This is a genomic window from Micromonospora sp. NPDC049047 (assembly GCF_040649135.1).
Lineage (GTDB): Bacteria > Actinomycetota > Actinomycetes > Mycobacteriales > Micromonosporaceae > Micromonospora.
Window position 1 is genome coordinate 459,841 of sequence record NZ_JBEZEY010000003.1, and the last position, 18,932, is coordinate 478,772.

Consider the following 18,932-nt stretch of genomic DNA (forward strand, 5'->3'; position numbering starts at 1 on the left):
CCGACCGGTGTCGGTGGATCGCGTGGCGGTGGACGGAGGGTCGGCCCGGTGAGCCAGTCTCCGCCGACCACCCCGGTCTGCTACCGGCATCCCGGTCGGGAGACCTACGTCCGGTGCACCCGCTGCGACCGGCCGATCTGCCCGGACTGCATGCGGGAGGCGTCCGTCGGGCACCAGTGCCCGGAGTGCGTCAACGAGGGACGCCGCAGTGTCCGGCCGGCGCGTACCGCCTTCGGCGGCGGTACGGCCGGCCGGCACGGCTATGTCACAAAGGCACTGATCGCGGTGAACGTGCTGCTCATGCTGCTCTCCATCGCCTCCGACCGGGGCGGGGACGCGGCGCTGGGCGGCAGCGGTTTCGGTGGCCTGATGGGCGGTGACACGCCGCTCACCGACTGGGGTTCGGTGCTCGGCCGGGCGATCCTGCCCGACGGCACGATAGGCGGGGTCGCCGAGGGCCAGTGGTACCGGCTGGTCACCGCGATGTTCCTGCACTTCGGCCTGCTGCACCTGCTGCTCAACATGTGGGCGCTGTGGGTGCTCGGCAGGTCGTTGGAGGCCAGCCTCGGCCGGGTGCGGTTCGCCGCGCTCTACCTGATCGCGGGCCTCGGTGGCAACGTGGCGGCCTACCTGTTCAGTGACCCGCGAGCGACCACAGTCGGCGCGTCGACGGCGATCTTCGGGCTCTTCGCCGCCCTGCTCATCGTCGAACGCAAGCTGGGCCGGGACATCTCCCAGATCATCCCGATCCTGGTGATCAACCTCGTGTTCACGTTGACCGCGCGGGACATCTCGATCCCCGGGCACTTCGGTGGCCTGGTGGTCGGTGCGCTGATGGGGCTGGTGCTGGCGTACGCGCCGCGTGGTCGACGCACGTTGGTGCAGGTCGTCGGCGGTGCGATCATCCTGCTGGTCCTGCTCGGCCTGGTCCTCTTCCGCACCGCCTACCTGCTCGGCTGACGGATCACGGGTGCGGGCGGGCGGCTCGCAACTCGGCGGCCACCTCCTCCGGGGTGGCCCCCAGGTCGTACCTGCCGAACAGGTGCAGCGAATCGCCCGCGTCGATCTCCAGGGTTTCGCTTGTCAGCCCCATCCGTGGGCGGCGGTCCACGGCGATCGCCTCGACCGTCGACCAGGGCAGCAGCCGGCGGCTCGCGAACCCGTGGATCACGGTGAGCCCCGCCGGGTCCACCGCCAACCGGACCGGCGCGACCAGGTCGCGTACCGCCCAGCCGACCAGGATGGCGGCGGCCAGGACGGCCACCACCAGCCGAACCGGGTCGCCGTCGGCGAAGAGCAGCCCGAGCGCGACAAGCACTGCCGCGCCGACAAGCTTCACCGCGGGCAGGGTCGCCGGCACCCGCCACTGCCGCACCGGGGGATTCTCGTCCACCCGCCCAGCATGCCAGCGGCGGGCGGGAGCCGGGAGTACGGCATCTCGACCGCTGGTCGGCTGACCGGTCCAGGGACGACGTAGGATCGGGACAGCCCAGGTTACCGGGGAGTAAACATGAGTGACGCGGTCATCGTCGGCGCGGTGCGCACCCCGGTCGGACGGCGGCGGGGCAGCCTCGCCGACGTCCACCCGGTCGACCTCTCGGCGCACGTGTTGCGCGCCCTCGCCGAGCGCACCGGGATCGACCCGGTCCAGGTCGACGACGTCTTCTGGGGCTGCGTGTCCCAGGTCGGCGAGCAGTCCTGGAACGTCGCCCGCATCAGCGTCCTCGCCGCCGGCTGGCCCGAGACGGTCCCCGGGACGAGCCTGGACCGGCAGTGCGGCTCCAGCCAGCAGGCACTGCACTTCGCCGCCGCGACGGTGCTCTCCGGGCAGGCCGACCTGGTGGTCGCCGGTGGTGTGGAGTCGATGACCCAGGTGCCGCTGGGCACTGCCAGCGCGGCCGGCGGCACCCCGTTCACCGAGCAGGTGCGGTCCCGCTACCGGGGCGTGGACGGCTTCGCCGACGACGCGCACCTGCCGTTCGACCAGGGCGTCGGTGCCGAGCTGATCGCCCAGCGGTGGCGTCTGTCGCGTACGCAGCTCGACGAGTACTCGCTGGCCAGCCACGAGAAGGCGGCCGCCGCGCAGGATGCCGGCGCGTTCGACCCGGAGCTGACGCCGGTGCCGCTCGCGGACGGGGGCAAGTTCCTCGCCGACGAGGGCATCCGGCGCGACACCTCCCTCGACAAGCTCGGCGGGCTGACCACCCCGTTCCGCGCCGACGGTGTGGTGACCGCCGGGTCCTCGTCGCAGATCTCCGACGGCGCCGCGGCCCTCGCGGTGACCACCTCGGAGTGGGCCAGCCGGCACGGCCTGCGGCCACTCGCCCGGATCCACACCGCTGTGGTCGCCGCCGCCGATCCGGTCACCATGCTCACCGCGCCCATCCCGGCCACCGCGAAGGCGCTGCGCCGCGCGGGGCTGGGCATCGAGGAGATCGGGGTGTACGAGGTGAACGAGGCATTCGCGCCGGTGCCGCTGGCGTGGTTGGCCGAGACCGAGGCGGACCCGGAGCGGCTCAACCCGCGGGGCGGGGCGATCGCCATCGGTCACCCGCTCGGCGGCTCCGGTGCCCGGATCATGACCACCATGCTCCAGCACATGCGGGACAACGGGATCCGCTACGGCCTGCAGACCATGTGCGAGGGTGGCGGCATGGCCAACGCGACAATCGTCGAGCTGGTCTGACGGTGCGGGCGGATAACGCCTCGCCTGCCCCGGCCGGGTCCCCTATGGTGCCCAGCGTGACAACGACGATCGCGGATGCGGGTGTCCCCGACTGGTCCAGCGAGCGATGGCAGGCGGGGGCCCGATCCTGGGTCGACGCGCAGCTGAACCGGGTCGGCCGTCGGGTGACCGGGTCGGTGGAGCCACGGCGGCGTCCCTGGTCGTTGGTCTGGCGGGTGCCGACCGACGACGGCCCGGTCTGGTTCAAGGCGAACAACCCGGGCACCGTGCACGAGGCGGTGCTGATCGCCAGGCTCGCCCAGCTGACGCCGGACCGGGTGCTGGCCCCGATCGCTGTGGACCCGGCGCAGGGCTGGTCCCTGCTGCCCGACGGCGGTGAGTCGTTGCGCGACGTGCTGGCGCGCGACAGCGATCCGGCCCACTGGGAGCGGGCGCTGCCCGGGTACGCGGCACTCCAGTTGGCCACCGCGCCGCACGCCGACGAGCTGGTCGCCATGGGCGTGCCGGACCACCGTCCCGAGGTGCTGGCCGGGCTGCTTGCCGAGTTGCTCGACGATCGTGAGTCGCTGCTGGTCGGTGCCGAGGGTGGGCTCAGCCCGGACCTGCACGAGCGGCTGCGGGCGGAGCTGCCGTCGTACGCCGAGCGGTGTCGTCGGCTTGCCGACCTCGGCATCGCGGCCACTGTGCAACACGACGACCTGCACGACGGCAACGTCTTCGCGGCGCCGGACGGCTACCGCTACTTCGACTGGGGCGACGCCTCGGTGGGGCAGCCGTTCGGCACGTTGCTGGTGACCCTGCGTTCCGTCAGGTACGCCAGTGAGGGCGCGGCCGACGACGCCCAGTTGGCCCGGTTGCGCGACGCCTACCTGGAGGCGTGGACCGACCGGTACGACCGGCGGACCCTGATCGAGGCGGCCGATCTCGCGATCGAGTTGGGGGCGGTGAGCCGGTCGCTCTCCTGGCGTCGAGCGCTGGACACCGCCGAGGAGTCGCGGGTCGAGTACGCCGACGCGGTGCCCGGCTGGCTGGCCGAGCTGTTCGCCGCCAGCCCGCTCACGACGGATACCTGACCAGGATCCGTCCACGTCGGAAATCGGACAGGCAGTGCGACCCGCCGCGTGGAAGTTCCAAAAAAGCGTCGTGACCCACGTCACCCCGCCGGGGAGGTCGTTGGGCAGGTCATGGACGTCTTCTCCCGAACGTTCCTCCCGGCCGCCGCCGAGGCTGGCCTGGCCGTGCAGACCGTGAGCCGGCACATGCCGGTCTTCCGGCGCTGTGTCGGCTCCGGTGACGCCACCATCCTGGTCACCCGGTGCAGCCGCCCCGACCGTCCGGTCACCGGCGACTACCTGCTCCTGCTCACCCATCGTCGGCTCGTGGTGACCCAGCAGACCCGGCTGCTGCACCGACTGCGTCTGCACCTCAACACCGAGCTGCGCGAGCTGAGCAACGTCACCTGGAGCCCGGACCCGCGACTGCAGTCGGTCGAGATGGCGGCCACCGCGATCGACGGGATCCGTGAGCGGTTCCTGATCCGCACCAGCCACCCGAAGCAGGTCTGGCAGCTCGACGCGCTGCTCAACCAGGCATTCCGGACCCGCCTGCGACCGCCCGGCGCGCGGGTCGTCGCCAGCATCGGCGACGCCCCGGCCGTCCCGCGGCCCACTGTGTTCGCCCCGTCCCGGTGAGCTGACACCCACCGGGTCGCACCGCACCTTTACCGAACTCGAACACACACCGATCGCCCCGAGCGTTCGCCGTCGGCAATCATGGGCCGGTGACCGTCGAACCGCCGCACCGCGGGCTCGTCCTCGTGGTCGAGGACGAGCCGGCCATCGCCGACCTGGTCCGGCTCTACCTCGCCAGGGACGGCTTCGGCGTCCACCTGGAACGCGACGGCGAGGCCGGTCTGCACGCGGCTCGCCGGTTACGCCCGGTGGCCTGCGTCCTGGACATCGCGCTGCCGGGCCTCCCCGGCACCGAGATCTGCCGCCGGCTCCGTGAGGCAGGAGACTGGACCCCGGTCATCTTCCTCACCGCACGCGACGACGAGGTGGATCGGATCGTCGGCCTGGAGTTGGGTGCCGACGACTACGTCACCAAGCCGTTCAGCCCTCGGGAGCTGGTCGCCCGGGTGCGCGCGGTGCTGCGCCGGACCGCCGGGGGCCCGGAAGGCGCGGCCCGTCCCCGCGTCGTCGGCCCGGTCACGCTCGACCCGGCCCGGCGCACTGTCACCGTCGCCGGCGCACCGGTGCAGCTCACCTCCACCGAGTTCGACCTGCTGGCCCACCTGATGGCCCGGCCCGGCCGGGTCTTCACCCGGGAGGAGCTGCTGGCCGGGGTCTGGGGGTACGCGGCGCACGCCGGCACCCGCACCGTCGATGTGCACGTCGCCCAGGTGCGGGCGAAACTCGGCCCGGCGAGCGTCATCCGGACGCACCGTGGCGTCGGGTACGCGGTCGATGCCTGATCACCCCGGACGTGTCGAGTCGCCGACAATGACACTGCCGGTGGTCGGCGCGGACCCGCCGGTCGCACCTCGACGGGGCCGGTTCGGCCGCACCCTGACCGCCCGCGCGGTGCTCGTCACCTGTGCGGTCGCGCTGGTGTCGGTGCTGGTCACCGCGATCGTCGCGGTGCCGTTGGCGATCCGTGGGGCGGAACGGCGCGATCAGGACGCCCTCGCCGCGCAGGCCCGGCTCGCCGCCGAGGTGCTGCGGACCCGCCTGGACCGGGGGCGCACCGCCGACGAGGAGCGGCTCATCCAGCAACTACGCAACCAGGGCATCGACGCGTACCTGATCCGGCGGGGGGTGGTCGACCGGCCGGGGCTGCCAGCCCGGGTGGTGCAGCGGATCGGGCAGGGCCGCAACGTATCGGTGCGACGCGTCGTCAACGGCGAGCGTGCCCTGGTCGAGGGCCGGGCGTTACCCGACGGCAACGGGGTGGTGCTCTCCCGCAGCGCCTCGAACGGGCTGTGGGCCCGGGTGCTGCTCGGGCTCTGGTTGCCGCTGCTTGCCGGGTTGGCCGCCGGTGTGGTGGCCGGGCTGCTGCTGGCCCGCCGGTTGGCCCGGCCGATCCGCGTCGCGGCCACCGCCGCCGCCCGGCTCCGCGCCGGCGACCGGGCCGTCCGGGTGCCGGTCGAGTCACCGGACGAGGTCGCCGACCTGGCCGAGGCGTTGAACGGCCTGGCCGGCGCGCTGGCCACAAGCGAGGGGCGGCAGCGGGAGTTCCTGCTGTCCGTCTCGCACGAGTTGCGCACCCCGCTCACCGCGATCCGGGGGTACGCCGAGGCGCTCGCCGACGGGGTGCTCGACGCGGACCACACAGTCGACGCCGGTCGGACCATGCTGACCGAGGCCCAACACCTGGACCGGCTGATCGGGGACCTGTTGGCGCTGGCCCGGTTGGAGGCCGCCGACTTCCCGCTCGAACCGGTGCCGGTGGACCTGACCGAACTGGCCGTGGGCGCGGAGCCGACCTGGGCCGGTCGGTGCGCGGCGGTGGGCGTCCCGTTCCGGTTGGAGACGCCGGGTCGGCCGGTGCCCGCGTACACCGATCCGGGGCGGATCCGGCAGGTGCTGGACGGGTTGCTGGAGAACGCGCTGCGGGTCGTACCCCCGGGGTCGCCGGTGGTGCTCGCGGTCCGGCCGGTCGGCGCGGACCCGACCGCCGGCGGTGAGCTGGAGGTCCGCGACGGCGGGCCCGGCTTCACCGACGACGACCTGGCCGTGGCGTTCGAACGCGGTGCCCTGCACGAGCGGTACCGGGGAGTGCGCAAGGTGGGCAGTGGGCTGGGGTTGGCGCTGGCGGCCGGCCTGGTCCGTCGGTTGGGCGGGGAGGTCAGCGCGGGGCACGCGCCGGAGGGCGGCGCGGCGTTCACGGTCCGGCTGCCCGGCAATCCTTACCTGGCTCGAACATCGGCCTGACGCTCCGCTCGTCCTCGGCCGGAATGCTGAGGTTTCCACGGACGGAAGGGAACGTCATGCCACGTTGGGGATTCGCCACCGGCACCACGGCACTGCTCGCGGCGCTCACGTTTGGCGTCACCGGCTGCGGTGCGGCCGAGGTGGCCGGCCAACCCGCCCGGGAGGCCGCCGTCGAGGTCGCCGCCGCGATGGGCGTGGAGGGTCAGGCGCTTGCCGCGATGGGCTTCGACGCCGACGACCTGGACGTGCAGACCGTCGTCGCGCCGGCCACCCCGGCGCCGGGGGCCTCCCCCACCGCGAAGGAGAAGGCCCGGGACAAGCGCGGCGAGGAGTGGCGCAAGCGCCACCAGGCCCGGGTGCTGCTGCGCAAGAACACCCTGCACGGTGAGGCGGTGGTGAAGACGAAGGACAGCGGTACGCAGACAGTCGCCGTGCAGCGCGGCGAGGTGACCGCGATCGACGGCGACTCGATGACCGTCAAGTCCACCGACGGCTTCACAATGACCTGGACCTTCGGCGACGACCTGCGGGTCGTCGAGCGGCGTGCCACGGTGCAGCCGAGCGAGGTGAAGGTCGGCACGACGCTCGGTGTCGCCGGCGCGAAGGACGGCGACAAGGGTGTGGCCCGGCTGATCCTCATCCCCCGCACCAAGTGACAGGGAAGGGCCCCTTTTTGAAGGGGCCCTTCCTCAGCTCAGTACACGCGGGAGCCGATGAAGTCGTCGTGACCGTAGCCGACCGGGTTGGCGGCGGTACGGGACTCGAACGACCACTGCTGCCGGGTGCTGCTGCCGCAGTTGGCCAACCGGAGGCGGGAACTGCCCAGCAACGGGTTGTCGAACGCCACGCAGAGGTTGCTCGCCGCCGCCGGCTTGAGCTGGTTGCCGACGAAGACGAACTGCTGCGCGCCGGTGCCGTTGCAGTCGTAGATGTTTACCGCGGTGCCCGAGGTCATCGAGCTGTTGGCCACGTCCAGGCAGCGGTCGTGGGACAGCTCCGAGTGCAGCGACCGGCGGGTCGAGTCGTACCAGAAGCCCTGGTTACGCCCACCGTGGCAGGAGTACGGCTGCTGCACTGTGCCGTTGCGGGAGTCGTACCCCTTGCCGTCGACGCAGGTGCCGGTGGCCAGGTTGCGCAACTGCTTGAACTCCAGCAGGCCCGGGTAGAGCACGCCGCTGCCGGTGCTGGCCGGGTCGACGCAGCTGGCCCGCTGCTGCCCGGAGTTCCAGAACTGGGTGATGCACTGGGCGAACATGCCGTGCCCCCGGGCGTTGGGGTGGAAGGACTGCCGGGCGGCGTTCTCGTTCCAGATCCCGACCTCGATGAAGAGACCACGGACCGAGGTGTTGTCGGTGCACACCTCGTGGCCGTGGAAGAGTCGGCTGGCGTCCAGGTACCGGGTGCCGGTGTTGGCGGCGGCCGACCGCAGGGCCGACTCGAACATCGGCACCGCCTTGTTCCGGGCGAAGGCCGCGTCGGCCAGGTAGAGCAGGCAGCCGCCGGAGTACCAGCCGGGGAAGTTCGGGTTGTCCTCCACGTCCGGGCTGCCGGGGCTCGGGTACGACATGAGCACAAGTTCGTAGTCTGAGCGCAGGTAGCCGGCGTCGGTCATGGTCTGCCGGATGTCGTTGAGCGCGTCGGTCACGGCCTGCCGGCTGCCGTCGGTGCGGATCGTCCACTGGTCGGTGTAGGTGGGGTAGCAGGCCCCCTGGAAGAAGACCCGACGGATGGCGCAGTCGGTGGCGACCGGACCGAACTGGATGGTGCCGTCGCCGTTCGCGCCGACCACCACCCAGATCAGCTTCACGTGCGTGTTGCGCGCCTTGATGCCCAGGTAGTCGCCCTGGTTCAGCTCGTTGTGCTGGGTCGGTCCGCCGGCGATGAGGTTCCACGGGGTGGCGCCGGAGCAGGCCAGGTTGTACTGCGCGTCCGACGGGATGCCGGTCCGGAAGACCGCCTGGTCGTACGAGCGGTCGCACCAGTTGCCGTCCTGGTGGGTGCCGGGGACGTAGTTGCCGACGCCCTCGCCGGAGATCTCGCTGTCGCCCATCGTGATCAGTGCGGTGCGGCGTTGCTCGATCGGGCGGATCGCGGGGCTGCCGTAGAGGGCGGTGGCCTCGGCGGCTCGGACGGCTTCGAGGTTGGCGGGCAGTGGCTGGACGGACGGCCGGTCGGCGGCGGTGGCGGGGGTGGCCGGTCCGGCGAGCATCGGTAGGACGAGAGCGGCCACGGCGACGACGACGGTGCTGACCCGTCGTCGGGTCGCGCGTTCGGGCCTGGCGGGGGTTGCAGGCATCGACGCACTCCTTTCGGCTCAGTCGCGGGACGTCGACTGAGTTACCAGACGGTAACGTGCGGATCCATAGATGTGAATGCGCTTCGGATCCTTGCGCGCGGGCTGCGGAACCGCCCGGATCGGACGATCCGGGCGTCTCCGTTCAGCGACCCGGCGGTAGGGCGTAGCCCACGTAACCCCGGAACTTCAACCGCCAGCCGGCCGGGATCAGCTTCGTGCAGGCCGGTCGACTGCCGGTGCAGACGATCGCGTCCACCGAGGTGGGGTCGGCCGGCGGCCGTTCGGGCAGAACCGACTGCAACGACACAAGCTCCGGCGAGCGACCGTCCGGCTGGCGCAGCACCAACCACCACGGGTACTCCCAGTTGTCGTTCTGCTCCACCAGCCCGATCCGCCGCGCACCGCTGTCGTGGACCGCCGTTGCGGCCCAACGGAACTCGTCGGCCCACTGTGGACGGCGCAGGAACCGGGTGTCCCAGTCCGAGGTGGTGAAGACCGAGCCGGAGCCGACGAGCCGACGCGGAAAGCCGTACGACAGGGCGAGCACCCCGGCCAGCGCGGAGGTGGCGAGCACGACGGCCACCGTCCCGGTGGCCACCGACCGTCGCCGCCGGTCAGCCGTGCCGGTGGCTCGGCGGCTCAGGAGCGCGTCCAGCCACAGCCCGGCGAGCGGCACGGCAAGCACCAGGGCGTAGAGGAGCAGCCGGTTGCCCCACGGCTGCCATTTGATCATCGAGGTGTGTAGCAGGACGGTGGCCAGCACCACCACCGCGTACGCGCGCAACGGCCCGACCTGCCCGCTGTCGATGCGGCGCGGCCGGGCCAGCGCGACCACCGCGCCGATCAGTGCCAGCGCCCCGGCGACCGGGAACGCCACCCGGTCCTCGTCCGGGTACCAGGCGGGCTCCGGGAAGCTCTCCCGGCCGAAGGTGGTCGCCCGGTCCTGGGGGTCGACGCCGATCGCGTCCGCGCCACCGATGATCGCCGCCCCGCCGAGCTGACGCAGCGGCGCCAGCGGCGTGTCGAACGCGGTGTGCCCGATCCGCAGCGCGTTGATCAGGATCGACGGCAGATCGTGCCGCTCCATCGGGATCGACTCCCGCAACCGGGGCGGGCCCAACGGATGCCCGAACTCGGCAGTCACCCGGGCCAGGAACGGGCCGACCACCACGGCCGCCACCAGCACGATCAGCACCGAACCACCGACGACGCGCGCCACCTGGGCGACCGGCCGGGAGGTGGGCCCCTCGCCGGCCGGGCCGGCGTGCGCGGCCGAAGCCGACACCCGGGCGGTCCGGGCCAGCCGGAGCTGCGCCAACCCCCAGAGCACAAGCAACGGACCCAGCGCGATCAGGCCACTGGTCTTCGTCAGCGCGGTCAGCCCGGTGGCCGCCCCCAACCCGAGCAGGATGCCCCAGCCCGTCCGTCGACGTAGCCCGTCCAGTACCAGCGTCGCCGCACCGGCCACCCAGGCCGCACAGACCAGGTCGGTCTGCGTACTCGTCGCCTGGAGCACCACCATCGGAGTGGTCGCCAGGACGAACGCGGTGATCAACTGAGCCCGCCGGCCGCCGCCGAGCTGCGCCGTGATCCGAGCGGCCACCAGCAGGCAGAGCACCCCGGCGGCCCACTGCACCAGGTTGTACAGCTGGTCCCCGCCGGTCAGCAGGCGTAGGTGCAGCAGCAGATACTCGGCCCCGGGCGGGATGGTCACCTGCCGGTGGATGGCGGTCGGCCAGAAGTCCAGGTCGCCCTGTGCCACCCAGCGCTCCACCTTCGGCAGGTGGTACGTCTGCGAGTCGAAGTTGTTCGGCTCGGCAAGCAGTGCGACAAGCAACTCCACAAGCAGCAGTCCGCCGACCGTGCCAGCGAGCAGGCGTTCGCCCCGACCCGCCGTACGCCAGGCGTCGACCGCCCTGGCGCGCAGGCCACCGCGTACCCGATCGACCTGGGCTGGCCCCCTCCGGCCGTCGTCGGCGACCGGCGCGGGTAGGTCCGGTCCGGCACCGGCGGACACCGCCGCTCCGACCGGCACCGGCCGGGAGGTCGGGGCGGGCTGGCGCGCGAGGATGGCGTCCCGGTGGTGGCGCAGCCAGGCCGCCGCCGCGCAGGCGACCAGGAAGAGCAGCCAGGCGACGACGAACGCCGGCCGGGTCAGCGCGTGCGTCCCGCCGAGCACCTCGACGACGAGCACCGCGTACGCCCCGCTGAGCAGGGCGGCACGCACCACGGCGAGCCGCAGCGGCGCCACCCCGGCGGCCCTGCCCGGCCTCGTCACGACGGTGAGCAGGAGCACCGCGGCGGCGGGTAGCACCGCGAGCAGGGGGCCGGCAGCCGACATGGCGGAAGTAAACACCATCAGTCTGGGACCACCACGTCGACTGCCCGTCGGTGGCGGCACACGCCCGGCCGACCTGCCAGGTTAGGCTATGGCCGACTCGTCGTCGCCACCGTGGAGAATCCCGTGAAGCTTTCCATCCTCATGCCGGTCTTCAACGAGGAAGAACGCATCGCGGACGCCCTCAAGCAGGCCTTGGCAGTCGACTATCCGTGCGAGGTCGAGCTGGTAGTGGTCGACGACGGGAGCCGGGACGGCACCGGCGAGGTCCTCGGTCGCGCCGACGACGCACGCCTGCGGGTCATCACCCACCAGCGCAACGCCGGCAAGGGTGCCGCCATCAAGACGGCTGTCGACAACGCGGAGGGTGACTACATGGTCATCCTCGACGCCGACCTGGAGTACGACCCGCAGGACATCCCCAAGCTGCTCGACCCGGTGCTCGACGGGCGGGCGACTGTCGTCTACGGCAATCGCACGTTCGGCAGCCACAGTGCCTACAGCTTCTGGTACGTGATGGGCAACAAGGGCGTCACGATGGCGGCCAACGTGCTGTTCAACTCGTACATCGGTGACCTGGAGACCTGCTTCAAGCTGATGCCGGTGGCGCTCTACCGGTCGCTCGAGGTGCGCTCGCGCGGGTTCGGCATGGAGGCCGAGGTGACCGGCAAGCTGCTGCGCCGCCGGATCCGGCCGTACGAGGTGCCGATCAGCTACCGGGCCCGTGGCCGCGAAGAGGGCAAGAAGATCACCTGGAAGGACGGCGTCGAGGCGATCTGGATCCTCGGCCGTGAGCGCGCCCGCCGCCGCCGTCCCGCCACCTCATCGGCCAGCTGAGCCCAGAAACGCGCTTATCGACAGCCGCAGACCGGCGGCGTCCAGGCCGTGCCACCGGGTGTGGTCGGCCGGGCCGCCGTACCGGCGTAGGTCGGTCTGACCCACCCCGAGCGCGAGCAGCCGATGCGGCACATCCGCCAACGCCCGGCTGACGACAGCGCTCGACGTGCCCGCCAGGTACGGCTCGACGAGCACCACCTCGGTCCCGGCGAGCGCCCGTAGCCCAGCGGTGTCGAACGGTCGGGGCGTGTGGGTGTACGCGACAGTCACGTCCATCGCCTCGGTCGCCGGCAACACGGCATCGAGTGTCGGCCCGACGGCCACCACCAGCGGCGCGTTCGTCCCGCCCTGCCGCAGCACCCGGAGTCGGTCCGCGTCCGGGTACGCCTCGGCGTTGCGCTGTTCGCTGAGCCGCAGGTAGACCGGGTCGTCGCTGGGCGCGGCGTGCCGGAGCAGCGGCGCGACCTCGTCCGGGTGGCCGGGCACCCGCACCGTCCAGCCGTCGCCGAGCGAGTCGATGAGCGCCACGTCCCCGGGCGACTGGTGGGTCCGGCCCTCCGCCGACCCGTCGTACGACGCGCCGATGCTCACCAGGACCGCGCCCACGCCCTGGTGGTCCAGATCCAACTTGATCTGCTCGTACGTCCGGTCCACCAGGAACGTCGCGTACGTGTGCACGATGGGGCGCAGCCCGGTCAGGGCGAGCCCGCCGGCCACACCGATCATCAGTTGCTCCCGGATGCCGACGTTGAGCACCCGGTCCGGGTGTCGTCGGCCGGCCTCGGCGAACTGGCTGGCCGAGATGTCAGCCAGGACGAGTGCGGTACGCGGATCCTGGTCGAGAAGCGCGACTGTGCTGTCGATGAAGGCGGCACGCATGACTGTCATCCCTTGCTCTCGACGCGGGCGACCACCAGGTGTGGCCGCCGGGGCAGGTGTCCGGTCAGTGCCCGGTACAGGGCGGTGTGGTCCCGGCCGTCGATGGCGTCGGCGGTCCAGCCGTTGACGGTGAAACGGCTGGCGATGCCACCCGACCAGCCGTGGGTGGCCGACGAGTTGTCGACAACTATCGCGGTGAGCCGGTCCAGGCCGGTTGCCCCCGCGTACACGATTGCCTCGTGGTTGGATCCCTCGTCCAGTTCGGCGTCGCCGAGCAGCACGTACACCCGGGGGGTGTGCAGCCCCTGGGCCCGCAGGCCGAGGGCGGTGCCTACGGCCAGCCCGAGCCCGTGGCCGAGCGAGCCGGAGCCGATCTCGACCCCGGGCACCAGCAGCCGGTCCGGGTGGTGGCCGAGCCGGCTGTGTGGCCCGGCCAGGTCGTCGAGCCAGGCGTCCGGGATGAAGCCGTGCGCGGCGAGCACCGCGTAGTAGGCGGCCGGCCCGTGGCCCTTGGAGAGCAGGAACCGGTCCCGCTCCGGGTCGTCGACGGTGTCGGGGGTGACCCGCAGCACCCGGTCGTAGAGCACCTGGAGCACGTCGATCGTCGAGTGCGCGCTCGGCGAGTGCTTCTCGTCGCCGGTCAGCCGCCGGATCAGCCCGGGAAGCCGGGGCCCGGTGTCGGTGGGCAGTGTGGTCGTCATGCCACTACTGTCTGACTTGAAGTGCACTTCAACTCAAGGACCTGGTGATGCAGGATCTACTGACGATCGGCGAATTGTCCGTCCGCTCCGGCGTGGCGCCGTCCGCGCTGCGCTACTACGAGCGGCTCGGGTTGATCCGCGCCGACCGGACCGGCGGCAACCAGCGCCGGTACGCGCGCGCCGAGCTGCGCCGGGTCGCCTTCATCCGGATCTCCCAACAGGTCGGCGTCTCGCTCGACGAGATCCGGGCGGCGTTGGAGTCACTCCCCGATTCGCGTACGCCCAGCCCGCAGGACTGGGCGCGGCTCTCCGCGAGCTGGCGCGGCCGGTTGGACGAGAAGATCCGCCTGCTCACCAACCTCCGCGACGACCTGGACAGCTGCATCGGCTGCGGCTGCCTGTCCCTGCAACGCTGCACCCTCAACAACCCGGGCGACGCACTTGCCGGCGAGGGGCCGGGCGCCCGCCTGATGCTGCCCCGCGCGTCCGACGACACGCTCGTCTGACGCCGCCGCTCAGCCGCGGGTGAGCAGCACCTTGCCGAAGTGGTCGTTCGACTCGACGAGCCGGTGCGCCGTCGCCGCCTCGCTCATCGACACCCGCCGGTCCACTATCGGTCGGACCGTGCCGGCCTCGATCAACGGCCACACCTCGTCCCGGACGCCCTGGACGATCGCCGCTTTCTCGGCGAGCGGTCGGGAGCGCAGCGCCGTCGCGGCGACGCTCGCCCGCTTGGTGAGCAACGCGCCGAGATCCAACTCGGCCTTCCGCCCACCCTGCATCCCGATCACCACCAGCCGGCCGCCGGTGGCCAGCGCGGCGACGTTCCGGCCCAGGTAGGACGCGCCAATGATGTCCAGGATGACGTCCACGCCCCGACCGTCGGTGACCCGGCGGACCTCCTCGACGAAGTCCTGCTCCCGGTAGTCGATCGTCTCGGCCGCACCCAGCTCACGCAGCCGGGAGTGCTTGGCCTCCCGGGCGGTGGTCAGGACTGTCGCGCCGAGCGCCGCCCCGAACTGGACCGCGAAGGTGCCGATCCCGCTGCCCCCGCCGTGCACCAGCAGCGTGTCACCCGCGCCGAGCCGAGCCACCTGGATCAGGTTCGACCAGACCGTGCAGGCCACCTCCGGCAGCGCCCCGGCGTCCACCGGGTCGCAGGCCGGCACCGGCAGCAACTGCCCGGCCGGGACCGCCACCCGCTCGGCGTACCCCCCGCCGGCCAGCAGCGCGCACACCTGCTGCCCAACCGCCCACCCGGCGACCTCCGAACCGACCTCGGTGATCACCCCCGAGCACTCCAACCCGGGGTACGGGGAAGCGCCCGGCGGTGGCGGGTAGTGCCCCTGCCGTTGCAGCAGGTCAGCGCGGTTGACCGCGCTGGCCCGCACATCCACGATCACCTCGTCGGGGCCCACCTCGGGATCGGGCACCTCGGCCCAGACCAGCGCGTCGGGTCCACCGGGCTCGGGAATGGTGATGGCTCGCATGGGCCCAGTCTTCCCGATCTCGCCGGGTGTCGCAGGCGCACCGGCCAGCCCACAGTGGACGGCCCAGATGGCCTGGTCGCCGGGTTCGGGGAGGGACGGCGGGCCGCCCGCGGGGAGCCGTGGCAGACTATGCGTGGCCGTACGCCCGCGGGTGGCGGCCCAGGAGGGTTCGCCTAGTGGCCGATGGCGCTGGTCTTGAAAACCGGTAAGGCAGCGATGTCTTCGTGGGTTCGAATCCCACACCCTCCGCCCCTCTGGACAACAAAAACGCCCCTGACCAGTGCGAACGCTGGCCGGGGGGCGCTTCTGTGAATGGCGAGTCAGTCTCACTTAGTCCCGCCCGGTGCCGCCGTGTCTCACTGGTCGTGTCGTCTACGTGTCGGCGTCACCTGGTGCATTCTCGGCCTGGTCGTCGGTGCCCAACGCTCCCTCAATCCGCTTGCGGGCGACCTCGTCCTGTCCGTCGATGCACGAGGCGTAAACCTTGAGCAGGACGTGCACGCTGTGTCCGGCCCATTGGGCTACCTGGGTAGCCGGTACTCCGGCGTTGAGCCAGAGCGACACGCCGCGTGCCGCAGGTCGTACGGCCGGTGCGCCAGTGGCGAGCGTTGCTGAGCCGGTGTCAACGCCGCCTCGCGCCTGCCGCCAGGCACGCAGATACGTGCTCTTGGACACCGGGGCCGGTCGTGCACCGGTGGCGTTGAACATCCGCCCGCTGGTGTCTCGGCAGTGCTGCACGGGCGGCGGGTGTGTTAGTGATTGGCTTCGCGAACCGGCCGGCCAAGGTCGACGCGTTCCGGACCAACGGGGCGGACGTGGTGATCACCAGCATGGGGGAAATAGCCAGCGTCCTGATCAAAGGTTGATCGTTTAGAACGGGAAGCTCTCGCCACCTTGGTTGCGGTAGACCGTCCCACTCGCCATTCACTCTTAGAGCCGAGCACGCCGAAACCCGATACAGGGATGCCCGAATGTGTTGTCAAGGTCCGCCGGACCCGCGCCGAGCACTCCGGGCGGAAGCAGCTGGGGGTTGCCGTTGCTGGTACGAGGACTATGAGTGCAGCAATCGGTGTCTAGGAGTCCGTCTTAGTCCCCATGCGCTTGATCTGCTTTCCAGAGGAAGTACATTCCGGAGCCCTCAATCTGCTGTCGGTCGTCATACGCTTTTACGACCTGTGACATTGGGATCGAAGCCGCAGCAGTGCCCACACCGATTAGCCACGGCAGGTTTGCCACATTTCCAACCGCCGCCGCCAATCCGCCGATAAGGGCAGTCGCGGTAAGCTTGCGAATGATCGACTTATCGCTGGCCTTGATCTTTCTTTCAATGTCGGCGACCTCGGGCTTGACTTTGTAGCGCCAAACCATGTCAGCGATTTTCTCCGGGGAATCAGTGTCGGCCTTGCTGATCGTTTCCGCTACGGCCTCCCTCAACAACTGCCGAAACTTTTCAAAGTGTTCGTACTCGTTGTCCCTAAGCTCGATTATCTCCCGCGTGTTGAGGCCTTGCAGGACGGGGATCCGGATTCGAGCAGCAACATCGTCTACCGAGGACTTGCCTGAGTCGGAGTGGTAGTCGAACAACGATGTGGGTCCGTGTGCAGTTAAGGGGGCGCTGATCTCATGCGCAGTTGCGGCATCGAAAACCGCAGCAGTAAGCCACTCTCGGAGGATGCTTTCCGCCGCTGCCACCTTCTTCGGCTTTGTCTTGCCTTCTATGAAAGCGCCTGCGGAACCGGCGAAAAGTGGACTTGTGAGCCGGATGTACCAACTCCGAGGTCCGTCCTGCGTTATGTGGACGCCGCCCTCGCGGCTCGTCTTTACGGCCAAATCCCTTACGGCCTCGTCGTTGACCAGGTGCCCGAGGCCCAGCAACTTGGCATTCTCCTCGACATGGTGCGAGCAGTAGCACTTCTTGCTTTTGAAAATAACGTGGTTGGCGAGGCCGATGGAGCGAAGGTGGGCGAGCAAAAGCACGTCCTGCACTAGCGTCCATTCGAAGTTCAGGTGATCCTTCTTGGACTTTAGATTGTCGAGGCGATGCAAATATCCCCGCGCATACGGGCCTTGTAGGACCACGTAGTCGTAGTAGTGCAGTAGCTTTCCGTAGTTGGTGTCAGCATTTTGGGCCTGGCAGGAGAAGTCGGCGCACATTCCCGGCGCATCGAATTCCAAGCCAGGACCGGCTACGGTCGTTGCATTGGGCGGTACGTCGGAATAGTCCGACCTCTGGCCCTGGTTGGCAAGCTCATGGACTCTTGCAATGGCGGCAGGGTACCTCAGTCGATCCTTGACGGCAGCCTCGTCGCTCGCTTCGTACTCGTCCATCCACTTGTAGAGCCAGTGCTGACCCGTAGGGGCTTCGTCTCGCATACCTGATCACTCCCGCATATGCACTTACGTAGCCTTCGATTGAATCAACTCGCCACAAGCAGCGTGGCGCAGCGGCTGCCCCGGGCCAAGACGGACGCGAGGCGGCAGGCTTGGGAAGCATGTGGGCAGAACCCCTGACGGAGATCCCACGCGGGCCAGCCAACCCGGGTGTCGCTCACGCGAAGTTGAGGAGCCGCCGCGAATCTCGGACGCGAGACATCAAGCGTCTAGCATCTTGGGGATCGTCCATGTCGTCCAGGCTCGTGTCGCATCTCTGTCGCAGGGTGGGCGATGGCTCGAATACCAGCAGGTCAGTGCGGTGAGCATCGTGGTCTTGAAAGCCGGTAAGGCAGCGATGTCTTCGTGGGTTCGAATCCCACACCCTCCGCCTGCTGGTGATCTACGTTGACGCAGCTCAGCCCTCGTTTCCCGATGGGGGCTGAATGCTGCTGGGGGGCTGGTGGGGGTACTACGCGGCGCCGTTGCCGTTGATGGATCGAAGCATGGCGATGGGCTGGGTCTGCTCATCGTGTGCGTTGGCTGCCCCGGCGGGGGACGGCCGTAGCGCCACCCGATGTGTCGGTAGACGACGAAGCGCCCCCAGCCATCACAGCCGAGGGCGCATAGTTGGGCGCTAGATCATGCCTCTTGCAGCTCCCGCAGGTTGCGGTCGGTCGCTACGTACTGCGGCCAGTCGTCAGTGTGGCACTCGGCCGCGTGTAGAGCTGTGCGGATCTGGACCAGCAGGGCGTTGGCGGCGCTCTCGAAGTCAGGGGCCTCGATGCTCGTGGCGAACTCGACCGTGCGGTCAGCGAGACTCGCGGCCATTTGCACCTCGTGCTCCAGCTCGTCCAGGTGCTCCTGGACGGCGTCGAGGAAGTCTTCGTACTGCGCGTCAGTCCCGTGAGGGTCGCTTTCGAGCGTCATCTGGATCGCGATGCGATGCTGCCGCATGATCAACCTTTCTCCCAGCATGTAGCCCGCTTGAGCTGCCCGATCAGGTCTCTCAAGTAGTTCGCCCCCGAGGGGGTGCACTTCACGGTCTTCCAGTGCTTCTCCGGACAGGGGCAGTACATCTTGAAGTAGCTCTTCCCACCGCCGGTGATCCTCCAGTCCTTGCGCTCGGCGTCCTGGAGAACGTCCTCAAGTTCTTTGTACCTGTGCTTGGGGCGTGACACTTGGTAAACGCTCCTTGCCTCTTGAGGTTACATACCCAGAAGATCGACTAACAGGCGCGATCGGTCACAGCCACGTCAACGGGATCAGGCCGAGAGTGAGCACGGTATGGAACAGCTGCGGCGAAACGCCCTACTCGGGTCGTCAATGCGACAGTCCAGGAGTTCATAGGCATAGCGCGAAGCGCCCCCGGCCGGTATGACCGGGGGCGCTTCTGTGTGTCG

The 18,932-nt window shown here is 70.1% G+C and carries 18 protein-coding genes, 1 tRNA gene and 2 pseudogenes; 11 read left to right on the forward strand and 10 right to left on the reverse strand.

Annotated features, from left to right (window positions below; genetic code table 11):
* Positions 1-48 precede the first annotated feature (48 nt).
* Positions 49-960: a rhomboid family intramembrane serine protease gene (locus AB0B86_RS07815; protein WP_357410079.1), complete on the forward strand. Its 912-nt coding sequence runs from the start codon at positions 49-51 to the stop codon at positions 958-960.
* A gap of 4 nt (positions 961-964) precedes the next feature.
* Here the strand turns inward: AB0B86_RS07815 and AB0B86_RS07820 are convergent, their stop codons facing one another.
* Positions 965-1,393 carry a PH domain-containing protein gene (locus AB0B86_RS07820; protein WP_357410077.1) on the reverse strand — a complete coding sequence of 143 codons (429 nt, stop codon included), beginning with the start codon at positions 1,391-1,393 and terminating at the stop codon, positions 965-967.
* 117 nt (positions 1,394-1,510) lie between these two features.
* On the opposite strand from AB0B86_RS07820, the gene AB0B86_RS07825 reads away from it, so the two are divergent.
* The 6 genes from AB0B86_RS07825 to AB0B86_RS07850 all read left to right on the forward strand — a co-directional run bounded on the left by AB0B86_RS07825 (position 1,511) and on the right by AB0B86_RS07850 (position 7,274).
* The gene (locus tag AB0B86_RS07825) at positions 1,511-2,686 is read left to right on the forward strand and encodes an acetyl-CoA C-acyltransferase (protein WP_357410075.1); all 1,176 of its coding nucleotides are present in this window, start codon (positions 1,511-1,513) and stop codon (positions 2,684-2,686) included.
* Between the two features lie 56 nt (positions 2,687-2,742).
* The gene (locus AB0B86_RS07830; RefSeq protein ID WP_357410073.1) at positions 2,743-3,759 is read left to right on the forward strand and encodes an aminoglycoside phosphotransferase family protein; all 1,017 of its coding nucleotides are present in this window, start codon (positions 2,743-2,745) and stop codon (positions 3,757-3,759) included.
* Positions 3,760-3,870: 111 nt separating this feature from the next.
* Entirely contained in the window at positions 3,871-4,377 is a 507-nt protein-coding gene (locus AB0B86_RS07835; RefSeq protein WP_357410071.1) for a hypothetical protein, read from the forward strand.
* A gap of 89 nt (positions 4,378-4,466) precedes the next feature.
* A complete protein-coding gene (locus AB0B86_RS07840; RefSeq protein ID WP_357410069.1) occupies positions 4,467-5,159 on the forward strand; it encodes a response regulator transcription factor in 693 nt (230 codons plus the stop codon).
* Positions 5,152-6,618: a histidine kinase dimerization/phospho-acceptor domain-containing protein gene (locus tag AB0B86_RS07845; RefSeq protein WP_357416652.1), complete on the forward strand. Its 1,467-nt coding sequence runs from the start codon at positions 5,152-5,154 to the stop codon at positions 6,616-6,618. The genes AB0B86_RS07840 and AB0B86_RS07845 overlap by 8 nt, the downstream gene beginning before the upstream one ends.
* Positions 6,619-6,674: 56 nt before the next feature.
* A complete protein-coding gene (locus tag AB0B86_RS07850) occupies positions 6,675-7,274 on the forward strand; it encodes a hypothetical protein (protein ID WP_357410066.1) in 600 nt (199 codons plus the stop codon).
* Between the two features lie 38 nt (positions 7,275-7,312).
* On the opposite strand, the gene AB0B86_RS07855 is transcribed toward AB0B86_RS07850, so the two are convergent.
* Both AB0B86_RS07855 and AB0B86_RS07860 read right to left on the reverse strand, forming a co-directional pair.
* Entirely contained in the window at positions 7,313-8,914 is a 1,602-nt protein-coding gene (locus tag AB0B86_RS07855) for a ricin-type beta-trefoil lectin domain protein (protein WP_357416655.1), read from the reverse strand.
* 142 nt (positions 8,915-9,056) lie between these two features.
* The gene (locus AB0B86_RS07860; protein WP_357416658.1) at positions 9,057-11,255 is read right to left on the reverse strand and encodes a glycosyltransferase family 39 protein; all 2,199 of its coding nucleotides are present in this window, start codon (positions 11,253-11,255) and stop codon (positions 9,057-9,059) included.
* Between the two features lie 123 nt (positions 11,256-11,378).
* Here AB0B86_RS07860 and AB0B86_RS07865 point away from each other — a divergent pair, with 123 nt between their 5' ends.
* Positions 11,379-12,089 (forward strand): glycosyltransferase family 2 protein, encoded by a 711-nt coding sequence (locus AB0B86_RS07865; protein ID WP_357410060.1) that lies wholly within the window; start codon positions 11,379-11,381, stop codon positions 12,087-12,089.
* Here AB0B86_RS07865 and AB0B86_RS07870 read toward each other — a convergent pair.
* Positions 12,075-12,968, reverse strand: coding sequence for a transketolase (locus AB0B86_RS07870; RefSeq protein ID WP_357416660.1), 894 nt, complete (start codon positions 12,966-12,968; stop codon positions 12,075-12,077). The genes AB0B86_RS07865 and AB0B86_RS07870 overlap by 15 nt on opposite strands.
* Positions 12,969-12,973: 5 nt before the next feature.
* Positions 12,974-13,669, reverse strand: a complete 696-nt coding sequence (locus tag AB0B86_RS07875; RefSeq protein ID WP_357410056.1) for a transketolase — start codon at positions 13,667-13,669, stop codon at positions 12,974-12,976.
* 47 nt (positions 13,670-13,716) lie between these two features.
* On the opposite strand from AB0B86_RS07875, the gene soxR reads away from it, so the two are divergent.
* Entirely contained in the window at positions 13,717-14,175 is a 459-nt protein-coding gene (gene soxR, locus AB0B86_RS07880; RefSeq protein WP_357410054.1) for a redox-sensitive transcriptional activator SoxR, read from the forward strand.
* A gap of 9 nt (positions 14,176-14,184) precedes the next feature.
* On the opposite strand, the gene AB0B86_RS07885 is transcribed toward soxR, so the two are convergent.
* Entirely contained in the window at positions 14,185-15,159 is a 975-nt protein-coding gene (locus tag AB0B86_RS07885) for an NAD(P)H-quinone oxidoreductase (RefSeq protein ID WP_357410052.1), read from the reverse strand.
* A 162-nt stretch (positions 15,160-15,321) separates the two neighbouring features.
* Between AB0B86_RS07885 and AB0B86_RS07890 the strand changes: the two genes are divergently transcribed.
* Positions 15,322-15,408 (forward strand) — tRNA-Ser (locus AB0B86_RS07890).
* Between the two features lie 123 nt (positions 15,409-15,531).
* Here the strand turns inward: AB0B86_RS07890 and AB0B86_RS07895 are convergent.
* A pseudogene (locus AB0B86_RS07895) lies at positions 15,532-15,837 on the reverse strand (integrase); the annotation flags it as partial.
* A 56-nt stretch (positions 15,838-15,893) separates the two neighbouring features.
* Here AB0B86_RS07895 and AB0B86_RS07900 point away from each other — a divergent pair.
* Positions 15,894-16,025, forward strand: a pseudogene (locus AB0B86_RS07900) (haloacid dehalogenase); the annotation flags it as partial.
* Between the two features lie 220 nt (positions 16,026-16,245).
* Here the strand turns inward: AB0B86_RS07900 and AB0B86_RS07905 are convergent.
* The 3 genes from AB0B86_RS07905 to AB0B86_RS07915 all read right to left on the reverse strand — a co-directional run bounded on the left by AB0B86_RS07905 (position 16,246) and on the right by AB0B86_RS07915 (position 18,710).
* Positions 16,246-17,487 (reverse strand): hypothetical protein, encoded by a 1,242-nt coding sequence (locus AB0B86_RS07905; RefSeq protein WP_357416663.1) that lies wholly within the window; start codon positions 17,485-17,487, stop codon positions 16,246-16,248.
* A 684-nt stretch (positions 17,488-18,171) separates the two neighbouring features.
* Entirely contained in the window at positions 18,172-18,492 is a 321-nt protein-coding gene (locus AB0B86_RS07910) for a hypothetical protein (RefSeq protein WP_357416664.1), read from the reverse strand.
* On the reverse strand, positions 18,489-18,710 hold the full coding sequence (locus tag AB0B86_RS07915; RefSeq protein WP_355004433.1) for a hypothetical protein: 222 nt from the start codon (positions 18,708-18,710) through the stop codon (positions 18,489-18,491). Before AB0B86_RS07915 ends, AB0B86_RS07910 begins: the two co-directional genes overlap by 4 nt.
* Positions 18,711-18,932: the final 222 nt, after the last annotated feature.